At 73.1% G+C, this 14,631-nt stretch carries 12 protein-coding genes; 9 read left to right on the forward strand and 3 right to left on the reverse strand.

The features are described 5' to 3' along the window. The first annotated feature begins 116 nt into the window (after positions 1–116). From ACIF8T_RS31340 to ACIF8T_RS31370, 7 genes are all read left to right on the forward strand, one after another. Entirely contained in the window at positions 117–1,403 is a 1,287-nt protein-coding gene (locus ACIF8T_RS31340; protein ID WP_400039643.1) for an MFS transporter, read from the forward strand. A 33-nt stretch (positions 1,404–1,436) separates the two neighbouring features. Then, positions 1,437–3,161 carry a glycoside hydrolase family 3 protein gene (locus tag ACIF8T_RS31345; protein ID WP_400039644.1) on the forward strand — a complete coding sequence of 575 codons (1,725 nt, stop codon included), beginning with the start codon at positions 1,437–1,439 and terminating at the stop codon, positions 3,159–3,161. Between the two features lie 59 nt (positions 3,162–3,220). Further along, positions 3,221–3,898, forward strand: a complete 678-nt coding sequence (locus ACIF8T_RS31350; protein ID WP_400039646.1) for a spermidine synthase — start codon at positions 3,221–3,223, stop codon at positions 3,896–3,898. 135 nt (positions 3,899–4,033) lie between these two features. Continuing rightward, positions 4,034–4,774 (forward strand): response regulator transcription factor, encoded by a 741-nt coding sequence (locus ACIF8T_RS31355; RefSeq protein ID WP_400039648.1) that lies wholly within the window; start codon positions 4,034–4,036, stop codon positions 4,772–4,774. Next, positions 4,771–5,880, forward strand: a complete 1,110-nt coding sequence (locus ACIF8T_RS31360; protein ID WP_400039649.1) for a sensor histidine kinase — start codon at positions 4,771–4,773, stop codon at positions 5,878–5,880. Before ACIF8T_RS31355 ends, ACIF8T_RS31360 begins: the two co-directional genes overlap by 4 nt. A 281-nt stretch (positions 5,881–6,161) precedes the next feature. Then, positions 6,162–9,971 carry a multifunctional oxoglutarate decarboxylase/oxoglutarate dehydrogenase thiamine pyrophosphate-binding subunit/dihydrolipoyllysine-residue succinyltransferase subunit gene (locus tag ACIF8T_RS31365; RefSeq protein ID WP_400039650.1) on the forward strand — a complete coding sequence of 1,270 codons (3,810 nt, stop codon included), beginning with the start codon at positions 6,162–6,164 and terminating at the stop codon, positions 9,969–9,971. 78 nt (positions 9,972–10,049) lie between these two features. Continuing rightward, positions 10,050–10,229, forward strand: a complete 180-nt coding sequence (locus ACIF8T_RS31370; protein WP_003992906.1) for a DUF6104 family protein — start codon at positions 10,050–10,052, stop codon at positions 10,227–10,229. 281 nt (positions 10,230–10,510) lie between these two features. Here the strand turns inward: ACIF8T_RS31370 and ACIF8T_RS31375 are convergent, their stop codons facing one another. Beyond that, complete coding sequence (locus ACIF8T_RS31375; protein ID WP_400039652.1) at positions 10,511–11,365, reverse strand: hypothetical protein; 855 nt, start codon at positions 11,363–11,365, stop codon at positions 10,511–10,513. A 131-nt stretch (positions 11,366–11,496) separates the two neighbouring features. Here ACIF8T_RS31375 and ACIF8T_RS31380 point away from each other — a divergent pair, with 131 nt between their 5' ends. Both ACIF8T_RS31380 and ACIF8T_RS31385 read left to right on the forward strand, forming a co-directional pair. Further along, complete coding sequence (locus ACIF8T_RS31380; RefSeq protein WP_400039654.1) at positions 11,497–12,483, forward strand: DUF4097 family beta strand repeat-containing protein; 987 nt, start codon at positions 11,497–11,499, stop codon at positions 12,481–12,483. A gap of 1 nt (position 12,484) precedes the next feature. Next, on the forward strand, positions 12,485–13,576 hold the full coding sequence (locus tag ACIF8T_RS31385) for a helix-turn-helix transcriptional regulator (RefSeq protein WP_400039655.1): 1,092 nt from the start codon (positions 12,485–12,487) through the stop codon (positions 13,574–13,576). Positions 13,577–13,677: 101 nt separating this feature from the next. Here ACIF8T_RS31385 and ACIF8T_RS31390 read toward each other — a convergent pair whose 3' ends face one another. Both ACIF8T_RS31390 and ACIF8T_RS31395 read right to left on the reverse strand, forming a co-directional pair. Next, the gene (locus tag ACIF8T_RS31390) at positions 13,678–14,262 is read right to left on the reverse strand and encodes a Clp protease N-terminal domain-containing protein (protein WP_400039656.1); all 585 of its coding nucleotides are present in this window, start codon (positions 14,260–14,262) and stop codon (positions 13,678–13,680) included. Next, entirely contained in the window at positions 14,262–14,471 is a 210-nt protein-coding gene (locus ACIF8T_RS31395) for a helix-turn-helix domain-containing protein (RefSeq protein WP_400039658.1), read from the reverse strand. Before ACIF8T_RS31395 ends, ACIF8T_RS31390 begins: the two co-directional genes overlap by 1 nt. Positions 14,472–14,631 lie beyond the last annotated feature (160 nt).

Raw genomic sequence — 14,631 nt, forward strand, 5'->3', positions numbered from 1 at the left:
CCGTGTGCAGCGTGATTCAAGCCACGCCGCCAAAACCTACTACTCACTCGGTTTTGCTGTTTCCCTGAGCGGGCCGCGCGGCAAGGAAGCCGCCCCCGTCCCCAGGGAGAGCCGCCATGGCCCTGAGCCACGACGCCCCGCTCGGCGAGACGACCGCTCCGTCTCCCGGGCCCGCCACCCCGCCCCACGCCCCCGCCAAGCTGGTCTTCTGCCTCGCCTTCGCCCAGTTCGGCGCCTACCTCGCCGTCCTCACCCCCGTGATGGTGACCCTCGCCCTGCGGGTGAGCCGGCTCGTCCCGGAGGCCGAGCGGGGAGCCGCCCTCGGCCAGGTGCTGTCCGTCGGCGCGCTGCTGGCGATGCTCGGCAACCCGGTCTTCGGAGCCCTCTCCGACCGCACCACCAGCCGCTTCGGCCGCCGCCGCCCCTGGCTGATCGGCGGCATGACCGCCGGACTGGCCGGCCTGGCCGTGGTCGCCGTCGGCGGCAGCGTGCCGGTCCTCGTGCTCGGCTGGGCCGTCGCCCAGCTCGGCGTCAACGCCGCCCTGGCCGCGCTGACCGCCTGCATCCCCGACCTGATCCCGCCGCGGCAGCAGGCCCGGGTCTCCGGGATCGTCGGCCTCACCATCTCGCTGTCGATGATCGCGGGCTCGGCGCTCGCCCAGGCGTTCGCCGACTCGATGGCGCTCGCCTTCCTGGTGCCCGGCGTCGTCGGCTTCGCCGCCGTCGCCCTGCTCGCCGCCGTGCTGAAGGACCGCCCGGCCCGGGCCGGCGCGTTCGAGCCGTACGGCGTCAGGGAGTTCGCCCGCAGCTTCTGGGTGGACCCGCGCCGGCACCCGGACTTCGCGTGGAACTTCGCCGGCCGCTTCCTGGTCTTCACCGGCATCTCCTGCGTGACCAGCTACCAGGTCTACTTCCTGATGGACCGGCTCGGCTACACCGGCTCCGCGGTCACCGACAAGGTCCTCGTCGGCACCCTGGTGATGGTCGCCGCCACCGTCGCCGGCTCGCTCCTCGGCGGCCAGCTCTCCGACCGCTCCGGCCGCCGCAAGCCGTACGTGCTGGCGGCCTCGCTCGTGCTCGCCGTCAGCCTGGCGATGATCGCCGGCGCCCAGTCCTTCGGGACGTACCTCGCCGCCGTGGCCGTCTTCGGCTTCGGCGAGGGCCTCTACCTCTCCGTGGACGTGGCGCTGGCCGCCGCCGTGCTCCCCGACCCGGAGGAGTCCGCCAAGGACATGGGCGTGCTGAACATCGGCAACGCCCTCCCCCAGTCCCTCGTCCCCATCGCCGCCCCGGCCCTGCTCGCCCTCGGCGGCGGCGGCAACTACGGCGCGCTGTTCCTGTTCGGGGCGATCGCCGCCGTCCTCGGCGCGGTCGCCGTGCAGTTCGTCCGTTCGGTCAAGTAACCCCCCACCGGCCCCCCTCGAAGGAAGTCCCGGATGCCCACCCCCGCGTACCGCGATCCGCACCGCCCCGTCGACGAGCGCGTCGAGGACCTGCTCGCCCGCATGACCGTGGAGGAGAAGGCGGGCCAGCTCTTCCACGGCATGCTGACCATGGGCCCCGGCGGCTCCCTCGCCGACGGCACCGGCGACGCGATCGGCGAGCGGCAGCTGACCCACTTCAACCTGCTCGGCCAGGGCGGCGCCCGCGAACTGGCCGTCTGGGCGAACCGGGTGCAGGAGCGCGCCGCCGGCACCCGGCTGGGCATCCCGGTCACCCTGTCCACCGACCCGCGGCACGCCTTCACGGACAACCCGGGCGCCTCCTTCCACGCCGGTGCCTTCTCGGCCTGGCCGGAGCCGCTCGGGCTGGCCGCGATCGGGGACGCGGAGCTGGTGGAGCGGTTCGCCGACACCGTGCGCCGCGAGTACCTGGCGGTCGGCTTCCGCCTCGCCCTGCACCCGCAGGCCGACCTCGCCACCGAGCCGCGCTGGTCCCGCCAGTCCGGCACCTTCGGCTCGTCGGCCGAGGCCGGCGCCGAGCTAGTCCGGGCGTACGTGCGCGGCCTGCAGGGGCCCCGGCTCGGCCCGCGCTCCGTCTCCGCGATGGTCAAGCACTTCCCCGGCGGCGGCCCGCAGAAGGACGGCGAGGACCCGCACTTCCCGCACGGCAAGGAGCAGGTCTACCCGGGCGGCATGCGGGAGTACCACCTCACGCCGTTCCGGGCGGCCGTCGCGGCCGGGTGCGCGCAGATCATGCCGTACTACGGCCAGCCGGTGGGCACCGACTGGGAGGAGGTCGGCTTCGGCTTCAACCGGGGCGTGCTGACGGACCTGCTGCGCGGGCGCCTCGGCTTCACCGGCGTCGTCTGCACCGACTGGGGGCTGCTCACCGACGCGCCGATCATGGGGGAGCAGCACGTGGCGCGGGCCTGGGGCGTGGAGCACCTGACCGTCGCCGAGCGCGCCGCGAAGGCGCTGGACGCGGGCGTCGACCAGTTCGGCGGCGAGCAGTGCCCCGAGGTGATCGTGGAACTGGTCCGCTCCGGCCGGATCACCGAGGAGCGGATCGACGCGTCCGTACGGCGGCTGCTGCGCGAGAAGTTCGTGCTGGGGCTCTTCGAGCACCGGTACGTCGACCCGGACGCGGCCGAGGAGACGGTCGGCGCCGGCGAGTTCACCGCGCTCGGCGCCGCCGCCCAGCGCCGCTCGCTGACCGTCCTGACCAACCGTTCCCTGCTGCCGCTCGGCGGGCGCCCGCGGCTGTACGTGGAGAACGTGGACGGCCGCACGGCCGCGGAGTACGGCGAGGTGGTGGCCGACCCGGCGGAGGCGGACGTCGCCGTGCTGCGGCTGCGCACGCCGTACGAGCGGCGGCCCGGCGCCTTCGAGTCCTTCTTCCACTCCGGCTCGCTGGCCTTCCCGCAGGACGAACTGGGGGAGATCCTGCGGCTGCTGGACACCGTGCCGACGCTGGTGTGCGTCAACCTGGAACGGCCCGCCGTGCTGCCCGAGATCGCCGAGCGGGCGGCCGCGCTGGTGGCGGACTACGGGGCGAGCGACGCGGCCCTGCTGGACGTGGCGTTCGGCCGGGCGCGCGCCGAGGGGCGGCTGCCGTTCGAGCTGCCCCGGTCGATGGCGGCGGTGGCGGTGTCCCGCCCGGACGTGCCGGACGACACCGGGGACCCCGTCTTCCCGTACGGGCACGGGCTGGAGGTCTGACCGGCGCCGCGGGCGGTAAATGCCGTGAGGGCCCCCGGCCGATCTGCCAGGATGAGCGGATGCCCACCTCGTACGACTCTCCCGAAGTCCTGGACCGTCGCGAGGGCCCGCACGGCGAGCTCGTGCTGCGGCGGCACGGCGACCTCCTCCAGATCATCTCCAACGGCTGCTTCCTGATGGACACCTCCGACGGCCGCTCGGAGCGGCGGCTGGTCGACGCGGCCCTGGACGCCCTGGACGACCGCGCGGCGCCGGCCCTGCTCGTCGGCGGACTCGGCGTCGGCTTCTCGCTCGCACACGCCGCCGCGAACCCCCGCTGGGGACGGATCACCGTCGTCGAGCGCGAGCGGGCCGTCATCGACTGGCACCGCGACGGCCCGCTGTCCGCGCTCTCCGCGCGGGCCCTCGCCGACGAGCGCACCGACATCGTCGAAGCGGATCTGGTGGCGTACGTCAATGAGACATGCGCCACGTACGACGCGCTCTGCCTGGACATCGACAACGGGCCGGACTGGACCGTCACCGACGACAACGCGGGACTGTACTCGACGGCCGGACTCGCAGGCTGCGCACGGGTGTTGAGGCCCTCCGGGGTCCTGGCGGTGTGGTCGGCGCAGCCGTCTCCGGAATTCGAAGAAACCTTGCGGAATGCCGGGTTCCAACAGGTGCGTACCGAAGAGATCCCGGTTGCCCGGGGCGTTCCCGACGTCGTGCATCTCGGCGTCCGACCTGGATAGCAAAGGCAAGCGGACTCCCCGTACGCTGCTGCCCTGACGCCGATCATTCAAGCGTCAATCGCAACCACGCGCAGGCACAGCCAGTCAGAAGGAATCACCCCACTGGTTCCGGAAAGCACACCTCAGGGGCGGGCGATGGAGCAGACACACACCTCCCACAACGGCACGGCGACGGCCACCCCGGGCGCACAGCGCCGGGTCCTGGTGGTCGAGGACGACGCGACGATCGTGGACGCCATCGCGACCCGCCTGCGCGCCGAGGGATTCCTGGTGCAAACGGCCGGGGACGGTCCGGCCGCCGTGGACACGGCGGAGGCCTGGCAGCCCGATCTGCTGATCCTCGACATCATGCTGCCGGGCTTCGACGGCCTGGAGGTGTGCCGGCGCGTGCAGGCCCAGCGGCCGGTGCCGGTGCTGATGCTCACCGCGCGCGACGACGAGACGGACATGCTGGTCGGCCTCGGCGTGGGCGCCGACGACTACATGACCAAGCCGTTCTCCATGCGGGAGTTGGCGGCCCGCGTGCACGTGCTGCTGCGCCGGGTGGAGCGGGCGGCCCTGGCCGCCGCGACGCCGCGCAGCGGCATCCTGCGCCTGGGCGAACTGGAGATCGACCACGCGCAGCGCCGGGTGCGCGTCAAGAGCGAGGATGTCCACCTGACGCCCACCGAGTTCGACCTGCTGGTGTGCCTGGCCAACACCCCGCGCGCGGTGCTCTCGCGCGAGCAGCTGCTGGCCGAGGTGTGGGACTGGGCGGACGCCTCCGGCACCCGGACCGTCGACAGCCACATCAAGGCGCTGCGCCGCAAGATCGGCGCCGAGCGGATCCGCACCGTGCACGGTGTCGGCTACGCCCTGGAGACGCCGACGCCATGAGCCCCGGGCCGGCCGGACGGAGAGGCCCCGGGGAGCCGGAGCCCTGGGGCGGCGTACGCCCGTTCTCGATCAAGACCAAGCTGGGGGCGCTGGTCGTCACCTCGGTCCTGATCACCACCGGGCTGATGATGATCGCCGTGCGCACCGAGACGGAGCTGCGCTTCATCACGGTCTTCTCGATGATCGCCACCCTGCTCATCACGCAGTTCACGGCGCACTCCCTCACCGCGCCGCTGGACGAGATGAACGCCGTGGCCCGTTCGATCTCGCAGGGCGACTACACCCGCCGGGTCCGCGAGAACCGCCGTGACGAGCTGGGCGACCTGGCCCAGACGATCAACGTCATGGCGGACGAGCTGGAGGCCCAGGACCGCCAGCGCAAGGAGCTGGTGGCCAACGTCTCGCACGAGCTGCGCACGCCCATCGCGGGCCTGCGCGCGGTGCTGGAGAACATCGTCGACGGCGTCACCGAGGCCGACCAGGAGACGATGCGCACGGCCCTGAAGCAGACCGAGCGGCTCGGCCGGCTGGTGGAGACGCTGCTGGACCTGTCCCGCCTGGACAACGGCGTGGTGCCGCTGAAGAAGCGGCGGTTCGAGGTGTGGCCGTACCTGTCGGGCGTGCTGAAGGAGGCCAACATGGTGGCCTCCGTGCGGGCCGGCATCGCCACCGGCTCGGGCAGCCACACCCGTACGGACGTCCACCTCCACCTCGACGTCTCGCCGCCCGAACTGACCGCGCACGCCGACCCGGAGCGCATCCACCAGGTGGTCGCCAACCTCATCGACAACGCGGTCAAGCACAGCCCGCCGCACGGCCGGGTGACCGTGAAGGCGCGACGCGGGCCGCAGCCGGAGTCGCTGGAGCTGGAGGTCCTGGACGAGGGGCCCGGCATCCCCAAGTCCGAGTGGCACCGGGTGTTCGAGCGGTTCAACCGCGGCGCCACCCGGCAGCAGGGCCCGGGCAGCGACGGGGGCACGGGTCTCGGACTGGCGATCGCCCGCTGGGCGGTGGATCTGCACGGCGGCCGGATCGGTGTGGCCGAATCCGAGCGCGGTTGCCGGATCCTCGTCACCCTTCCGGGACTGTCTTCTTCACCAAGTTGACGTAAAGTCTGGAGCGGAACAGCAAGATCCACGGGCGTTCGCGCTGACGGACACGTGTGATCAGGCGAGGGCCCGCGCCGTCGGCGCGCCGGGCCCCGCTGTCTCCTTCCCACCTGAAGCGGAACCACGCTTGTTTCCCGCCATTTCCAGCAGCGAAACACGCTCCGAGATGTGACTTACGCGACGATGAACGGGCCCGGCCTGACCTTCCCGCTCCCGGAGGCGTAGCCTTTATTCCCGCTGTCCATCACCTTGTGAAGCGGAAGAGGGCGGTTGCCGCCGTGTCGCCACAGTCCCCCAGTAACTCGAGCATCTCGACCGACACCGACCAAGCGGGGAAGAACCCCGCGGCCGCGTTCGGTCCCAACGAGTGGCTCGTCGACGAGATCTATCAGCAGTACCTCCAGGACCCGAATTCGGTCGACCGCGCCTGGTGGGACTTCTTCGCCGACTACAAGCCGGGAGCGCCCGCCGCCTCGGCTCCGGCGGGTACCGCGGCCACGGGGGCCGCGGGGACCACCAGCACGGCTCAGCAGGCGGCGCCGGCCGCACCCGCCCGGCCCGCGCCCGCGCAGCCCGCGGCCGCCCCGGCCGCGGCCCCCGCCCCGGCGAAGCCCGCCGCGCAGGCCCCGGCGCCCGCGAAGGCCGCCGCTCCGGCTCCGGCCGCCGCCAAGCCGGCCGCCGCGCCGAAGCCCAAGGCGCAGCCCGCCACCGAGGCCCCCGCGGGTCCCGAGCAGATCACGCTGCGCGGCCCGGCCGCCGCCGTCGCGAAGAACATGGACGCCTCCCTGGAGCTGCCCACGGCCACGTCCGTGCGCGCGGTCCCGGTGAAGCTGCTGTTCGACAACCGCATCGTCATCAACAACCACCTGAAGCGGGCCCGCGGCGGGAAGATCTCCTTCACGCACATCATCGGCTACGCGATGGTCCAGGCCATCAAGGCGATGCCGTCGATGAACTGGTCGTTCGCGAAGGTGGACGGCAAGCCCACCCTGGTCAAGCCGGAGCACGTCAACCTCGGTCTCGCCATCGACCTGGTCAAGCCCAACGGCGACCGCCAGCTCGTCGTCGCGGCGATCAAGAAGGCCGAGACGCTGAACTTCTTCGAGTTCTGGCAGGCCTACGAGGACATCGTCCGCCGCGCCCGCGACGGCAAGCTGACGATGGACGACTTCACCGGCGTCACGGTCTCCCTGACCAACCCCGGCGGCCTCGGCACGGTCCACTCCGTGCCGCGCCTGATGCCCGGCCAGTCGGTGATCATGGGCGTCGGCTCCATGGACTACCCGGCGGAGTTCCAGGGCACCTCCCAGGACACCCTGAACAAGCTCGGCATCTCGAAGGTCATGACGCTCACGTCGACCTACGACCACCGGGTGATCCAGGGCGCCGCCTCCGGCGAGTTCCTGCGCACCGTCGCCAACCTGCTGCTCGGCGAGAACAACTTCTACGACGACGTCTTCGAGGCGCTGCGCATCCCCTACGAGCCGGTCCGCTGGCTCAAGGACATCGACGCCAGCCACGACGACGACGTCACCAAGGCCGCCCGTGTCTTCGAGCTGATCCACTCCTACCGGGTCCGCGGCCACGTCATGGCCGACACCGACCCGCTGGAGTACCGCCAGCGCAAGCACCCCGACCTGGACATCACCGAGCACGGCCTCACCCTGTGGGACCTGGAGCGCGAGTTCGCCGTCGGCGGCTTCTCCGGCAAGTCGATGATGAAGCTCCGCGACATCCTCGGCGTGCTGCGCGACTCGTACTGCCGCACCACCGGCATCGAGTTCATGCACATCCAGGACCCCAAGCAGCGCAAGTGGATCCAGGACCGCGTGGAGCGCCCGCACTCCAAGCCGGAGCGCGAGGAGCAGCTGCGCATCCTGCGCCGCCTGAACGCGGCGGAGGCCTTCGAGACCTTCCTGCAGACGAAGTACGTCGGCCAGAAGCGCTTCTCCCTGGAGGGCGGCGAGTCCGTCATCCCGCTGCTGGACGCGGTGCTGGACTCGGCCGCCGAGTCCCGCCTGGACGAGGTCGTCATCGGCATGGCCCACCGCGGCCGGCTGAACGTCCTGGCGAACATCGTCGGCAAGTCGTACGCGCAGATCTTCCGCGAGTTCGAGGGCAACCTCGACCCGAAGTCGATGCACGGCTCCGGCGACGTGAAGTACCACCTGGGCGCCGAGGGCACCTTCACCGGCCTGGACGGCGAGCAGATCAAGGTCTCGCTCGCCGCGAACCCCTCGCACCTGGAGGCGGTCGACCCGGTCCTGGAGGGCATCGCCCGCGCCAAGCAGGACATCATCAACAAGGGCGGCACGGACTTCACCGTCCTGCCGGTGGCGATCCACGGCGACGCGGCCTTCGCGGGCCAGGGCGTGGTGGCCGAGACCCTGAACATGTCGCAGCTGCGCGGCTACCGCACCGGCGGCACGGTCCACATCGTCATCAACAACCAGGTCGGCTTCACCGCCGCCCCGGAGTCGTCGCGCTCGTCGATGTACGCCACCGACGTGGCCCGCATGATCGAGGCGCCGATCTTCCACGTGAACGGCGACGACCCGGAGGCCTGCGTCCGCGTGGCGCGCCTGGCCTTCGAGTTCCGCCAGGCCTTCAACAAGGACGTGGTGATCGACCTCATCTGCTACCGCCGCCGCGGTCACAACGAGTCGGACAACCCGGCCTTCACCCAGCCGCTGATGTACGACCTGATCGACAAGAAGCGCTCGGTGCGCAAGCTGTACACCGAGTCCCTGATCGGTCGCGGCGACATCACCCTGGACGAGGCCGAGCAGGCGCTGCAGGACTACCAGGGCCAGCTGGAAAAGGTCTTCACCGAGGTCCGCGAGGCCACCTCGCAGCCGTCGGCGGTGGCGCCCACCGACCCGCAGGCCGAGTTCCCGGTCGCCGTGAACACCGCGGTGACCACGGAGGTCGTCAAGCGGATCGCCGAGTCCCAGGTCAACATCCCCGACCACATCACCGTCCACCCGCGTCTGCTGCCGCAGCTCCAGCGCCGGGCGGCCATGGTCGAGGACGGCACGATCGACTGGGGCATGGGCGAGACCCTGGCCTTCGGCTCCCTCCTGCTGGAGGGCGTCCCGGTCCGCCTGGCGGGCCAGGACTCCCAGCGCGGCACCTTCGGCCAGCGCCACGCGGTCATCATCGACCGCAACACGGGCGAGGAGTACACGCCGCTGCAGTACCTCTCCGAGGACCAGGCGCGGCTGAACGTCTACAACTCCCTGCTGTCCGAGTACGCGGCGATGGGCTTCGAGTACGGCTACTCGCTGGCCCGCCCCGACGCGCTCGTGCTGTGGGAGGCGCAGTTCGGCGACTTCGTCAACGGCGCCCAGACGGTCGTGGACGAGTTCATCTCCTCGGCGGAGCAGAAGTGGGGCCAGACCTCCGGCGTCACCCTGCTCCTCCCGCACGGCTACGAGGGCCAGGGCCCGGACCACTCCTCGGCCCGCCCGGAGCGCTTCCTGCAGCTGTGCGCGCAGAACAACATGACGGTCGCCATGCCGACCTCGCCGTCGAACTACTTCCACCTCCTGCGGTGGCAGGTGCACAACCCGCACCACAAGCCGCTGGTCGTCTTCACCCCGAAGTCGATGCTGCGCCTGAAGGCCGCGGCCTCGAAGGCGGAGGAGTTCACGACGGGCCAGTTCCGCCCGGTCATCGGCGACGCGCCGGTCGACCCGGCCGCGGTCCGCAAGGTCGTCTTCTGCGCCGGCAAGGTCTACTACGACCTGGAGGCCGAGCGCCAGAAGCGCGGCGTGACGGACACCGCGATCATCCGCATCGAGCGCCTGTACCCGCTGCCGGGCACCGAGCTCCAGGCGGAGATCAAGAAGTACCCGAACGCCGAGAAGTACCTGTGGGCCCAGGAGGAGCCGGCGAACCAGGGTGCCTGGCCGTTCATCGCCCTCAACCTGATCGACCACCTCGACCTGGCGGTCGGCGCCGACATCCCGCCCGGCGAGCGCCTGCGGCGCATCTCGCGGCCGCACAGCTCGTCCCCGGCGGTCGGCTCCGCCAAGCGCCACCAGGCCGAGCAGGAGCAGCTGGTGCGTGAGGTGTTCGAGGCGTAGCCGCCCGCCCTCGCGGGTCGTACGTCACCGGGCCGCACCCCCGCCGGGGGTGCGGCCCGGCCGCATATCCTTGTCCGCATGTACTTCACGGACCGTGGCATCGAGGAACTGGAGAAGCGGCGCGGCGAGGAGGAGGTCACCTTCGAGTGGCTCGCCGAGCAGCTGCGGACGTTCGTCGATCTGAACCCCGACTTCGAGGTGCCGGTGGAACGGCTGGCGACCTGGCTGGCGCGGCTGGACGACGAGGACGACGAGTAGGACGCGCGGGACGCGCAGACGAATAGGACGCGCAGGCGCGCAGGACGCGCGGGGGTCCGCTCGGGAGGGGCGCCTGGGGGCGCCCCTTCGCCGTGTCCGCTGTATCCGCCGTGTCCACTGTGTTCGCCGTCTCCGCGGTGCCCGCCGTGTCCACCGTGTCCGGCCGGGGGCGGCCGTCGGCTGGGAGGTGCCACCGAGGGCCGGGGTGCCACCGAGGGCCGGGGCGCCGCCGAGGGCCGGGGCGCCGCCGTCGCCCGGGGTGCCGCCCGCACCGCGGCACGTCAGTCGCGGGGATGGGCCAGGTCGTACACCAGCCCCAGGGCACCGTGGGTCAGCAGCAGGGCCCCCGCGACCGTCCAGCCGCCGCTGCGGCGCCGCAGGCCCCGGGCCAGGAGCGGGAGCCCGGCCGCGACCTGGGACAGGGCGAGGGCGCGGGTCCGGGGGCCGGAGCCCCAGGGCAGCCAGGGCAGCCAGGGACCGGGGCCGCCGGCGCGGGCCGTGTCGCGTCCGGCGCGGGCGGCGCCCCGCTCCGGGCCGGGTCCGAGGGGACGGGCGGCGGGGTCCTGCCCGGCCGCCTCGCGCAGGCGTTCCGCGCTCTCGCCGGGGTCGAGTCCGGCGGGCAGGCGCACGCCCACGCGGGTCAGCACCGCAAGCAGGGCACGCATCCGGGCGCGGGCGTCGAAGGCGGGGTCCGGTGCCGTGAGCCGGTCGAGGGACCGCAGGTCCGGAGCCGAGCCGAGGCCGAGGCGGCCGGCGAAGGCGCGCAGGGCCTCCTCCTCGCCGGCCGGGGTGCCGCCGGTGAGCCAGGTGCAGCCGACCGGGCGGCGGGAGCCGGAGGCGAGCAGGCAGCCGGCGCGGTCGGCGTCCCACCACAGGGCGAGGACGGGCCAGGGCGCGGCGACGGCCAGGGCCGTGGACCAGCCGGTCACCACACGGTCGACCGGCTCGTCGTCGTGCAGCCAGGGCCGGCCCTCGGGCACCAGGACGCTCCACACCTCGCCGGCCGGGGCGAGCACCGCGCGCTCGCGCAGCAGCCGGGCCACCGGGGCGACGGACTGCGGTTCCGCCCGGCACAGGAGCAGGGCGCCGGGGGCGGGGCCGGCCCGGCGCCCGGAGGTGAACGCATCCGTCGACATGCTCACACGCTAGGCCATTTTGTCCGTTTCGGGTGCGGTGTGATCGCCGGAACGAGTGCCTTGACTTCCCCACGCCACGATATATCGTGAATCACGTAAGACGCGATATGGCGTGTCGAGGAGGTCTGTCCATGTCCGAGTGGTCCGTCGCAGAGCCGACGAAGCTCACGTTCGACGAGCCGGTGAGCGCGCTCCACGTCCGCATCGTCAACGGAACGGTGAACGTCGTGGGGACGGACGAGGGTTCCGCCCGGCTGGAGGTCTCCGCGATCGACGGGCCGCCGCTGGTGGTCACCCAGCAGGGCGGCACGCTGACCGTGGCGTACGAGGACCTGCCCTGGAAGGACCTCCTGAAGTGGCTGGACCGCAAGAGCTGGCGGCGCAGCGCCGTCGTCTCGCTGGCCGTCCCGGCGCACACCCGTGTGGAGGTGGGCGCGGTCGGCGCCGAGGCCGTAATCTCCGGCATCGACGGGCCGGCCGACGTCAAGGGCGTCTCCGGGGACACGACCCTGGTGGGACTCGGCGGCCCCGTGCGCGCGCACACCGTGTCGGGCGGCGTGGAGGCGCAGGCCCTCACCGGCGCCCTGCGCTTCCACTCCGTCTCCGGCGACCTGACCGTGGTGGACGGCGCCGGCTCCTCGGTGAGGGCCGACTCCGTGAGCGGCTCGATGATCGTGGACCTCGACCCGGCGGGCCGCCCCACGGACATCGCCCTGACCAGCGTCTCCGGCGAGATCGCCATCCGGCTGCCGCACCCGGCGGACGCGGACGTGGAGGCGAACACCGCGAGCGGCTCGGTCTCCAACGCCTTCGAGGACCTGCGGGTCACCGGCCAGTGGGGCGCGAAGCGGATCACCGGCCGGCTCGGCACGGGCAGCGGCCGGCTGCGGGCCACCACGGTCTCCGGCTCGATCGCCCTGCTGCGCCGCCCGGCCGCGGAGGACGAGCCCTGGGAGCCGGCTCCGGACGGGCCGGCCGCGCCCGGCGGGGAGCCGGCGGGCGGTGACCCGGCGGACGGTCCGCGGGACCCGTCGGGGGAGAATTCCGTTTCCGGCCCGGGAGACGCTCGCGCCACCGGCGCCCCGGCCGACGGCACGACCGACAAGAAGGTGCTCTGACATGCCCCCCGTCTTCGCCCACGGCCGCCTGCGCCTGTACCTGCTGAAGCTGCTGGACGAGGCCCCGCGTCACGGGTACGAGGTGATCCGCCTCCTGGAGGAGCGCTTCCAGGGTCTGTACGCCCCGTCGGCGGGCACCGTCTACCCGCGGCTGGCCAAGCTGGAGGCCGAGGGGCTGGTCACCCACACCACCGAGGGCGGCCGCAAGGTGTACTCGATCACCGACGCGGGCCGTGCCGAACTGGCCGACCGCAGCGGTGAGCTGGCCGACCTGGAGCTGGAGATCCGGGAGTCGGTCGCCGAACTCGCCGCCGAGATCCGGGCCGACGTGCGCGGCGCGGCGGGCGACCTGCGCCGGGAGATGCGGGCGGCGGCCGGCGAGGCCCGCCAGGGCTCCGGGACCGGTGCGCGCGGCGAGGACGCGGGTCCCTTCGGGGGTTTCGCGGCCCACGGCGACGCGGAGGCCTGGCGCGCCGCCAAGGAGGAGATGCGGCGCGTCAAGCAGGAGTGGAAGGAGCAGGCCCGGCGCGCCAAGGACGAGAGCCGCCGCGCCCGCGAGGAGGCCCAGCGGGCCCGGCGCCAGGCCCAGGAGGCACAGGAGCGGGCCCGGGCCCAGGCGCAGGAGGAGATGCAGCGCATGGCCCGGCGGGTGCAGGAGCGGGTGCAGGACAGCTTCGCCCGGGGCGACTGGCCGACCGGGCTGCGCGAAGGCCTGAGCGAACTCGTCAAGGAGGTCGGCGAGTTCGGCAAGGACGTCGGGAAGGACTTCGGCTTCGGCCGTCACGGCGACGGCACGGGCAAGGACAAGGGCACCGGCGACGGCAGCCCCCGGCAGGCGCCGGAGCCCGTCCGCACGGAGACCCCGCAGGACTTCCCGGCCGACTACGTACCGGCCTGGTCCCACGAGAGCGCCGCGGAGTCCACCGGCGATCCGGCCCGCGACCTGGACCGGCTGCTCGACCGCTTCCGTGACGACATCCGCGACGCGGCCCGCGACCACGGCGTCACGGCCGAGCAGCTCCGCGACGCCCGCCGCCACCTGTCGACCGCGGCGGCCCGCATCGGGGCACTCCTGCGCACGCCGAAGCCCTGAGCCGCACCGCTCACGGCTCGAGGAGCGCCGCCTCCTCCCCCGGACCCCGAACGCCGGACTTCCGGTTCCCGCGCCCGGGGGAAGGAGACCGCGGGCCCCGCTCAGCCCGCCTTGGCCTCGCCGTCCCCGTACAGCACGCGGGTCAGGGACGTGTACGTCACCCCGTGGTCGGCGAGGACCTCCGCAGGGACGCCGGGCCGGACGGTCAGGGCCATCAGCAGGTGCTCGTCGCCGATGTGCCGGTCCCGCCGGGCGAGGGCCACCCGCAGGGAGTTCTCCAGGACCTCCTTGGCGCCGCGGCCGAAGGCCACCCGCCGCCCGGACCCCGTCCGGCGCCCCGGCCACCGGCCCCTGTGCCTCCGGTCCCCGGACATGGCCCCGACCCCGTGCACCTCCTCCACCCGGGCGACGATCTCCGAGACGTCGATCCCCAGTCCGGCCAGCGCGTCGGCCTCGGCCTGCGAGAGCCCGGCACGCCGCCGGGCCTCCTCCACCGCCCGCCGCACCGACTCCCTGCGCTCGGCGAGTCCCAGGGCCGCCAGCGCGAACGAGGCGCGGCTGCCCTGCCGGTCGAGCAGGGCGAGCAGCAGGTGCTCCGGGTCGACGCCGCGCGCACCCGCCTGCTCGGCGTGTTCCACCGCGCCCTTCACGACCGCCCGCGCGTCCTTGGTGAACCGCTCGAACATCAATGCCTCCCGTACTTCTTGTGCACGGCCTGCCTGCTCACACCGAGTTCGGTGGCGATCTCCTGCCACGACCAGCCCTGGTGCCGCGCACTGCGCACCTGGACGGCCTCCAGTTGCTCCAGAAGCCTGCGCAGCGCGGCGACGGCCCGCAGTCCGACCCGGGGATCCCGGTCGCCCGCGCGCTCGGCGAGATCCGTTGCATCGCTCATGACGTCAACCTACGTTGACACCATCGGCATGTCAACCCAAGTTGACGCCCGGACGCGGGGGGCGGGCGGCCCCCCCCCCCGCCCCGGCCCGGGGGGGGGGGGGGGGCCCCGCGGGCCGGGGGGGGGGGGGGGGGGGGGGGGGGGGGGGGGCCCGGCGGGG

This window comes from Streptomyces sp. NPDC085946 (genome assembly GCF_044540485.1).
Taxonomy (GTDB): Bacteria; Actinomycetota; Actinomycetes; order Streptomycetales; family Streptomycetaceae; genus Streptomyces.

Coding starts and splice junctions, on each gene's coding strand:
- ACIF8T_RS31340 (WP_400039643.1), top strand. CDS start 117: ATGGCCCTGAGCCACGACGCCCCGCTCGGCGAGACGACCGCTCCGTCT.
- ACIF8T_RS31345 (WP_400039644.1), top strand. CDS start 1,437: ATGCCCACCCCCGCGTACCGCGATCCGCACCGCCCCGTCGACGAGCGC.
- ACIF8T_RS31350 (WP_400039646.1), top strand. CDS start 3,221: ATGCCCACCTCGTACGACTCTCCCGAAGTCCTGGACCGTCGCGAGGGC.
- ACIF8T_RS31355 (WP_400039648.1), top strand. CDS start 4,034: ATGGAGCAGACACACACCTCCCACAACGGCACGGCGACGGCCACCCCG.
- ACIF8T_RS31360 (WP_400039649.1), top strand. CDS start 4,771: ATGAGCCCCGGGCCGGCCGGACGGAGAGGCCCCGGGGAGCCGGAGCCC.
- ACIF8T_RS31370 (WP_003992906.1), top strand. CDS start 10,050: ATGTACTTCACGGACCGTGGCATCGAGGAACTGGAGAAGCGGCGCGGC.
- ACIF8T_RS31375 (WP_400039652.1), bottom strand. CDS start 11,365: ATGTCGACGGATGCGTTCACCTCCGGGCGCCGGGCCGGCCCCGCCCCC.
- ACIF8T_RS31380 (WP_400039654.1), top strand. CDS start 11,497: ATGTCCGAGTGGTCCGTCGCAGAGCCGACGAAGCTCACGTTCGACGAG.
- ACIF8T_RS31385 (WP_400039655.1), top strand. CDS start 12,485: ATGCCCCCCGTCTTCGCCCACGGCCGCCTGCGCCTGTACCTGCTGAAG.
- ACIF8T_RS31390 (WP_400039656.1), bottom strand. CDS start 14,262: ATGTTCGAGCGGTTCACCAAGGACGCGCGGGCGGTCGTGAAGGGCGCG.
- ACIF8T_RS31395 (WP_400039658.1), bottom strand. CDS start 14,471: ATGAGCGATGCAACGGATCTCGCCGAGCGCGCGGGCGACCGGGATCCC.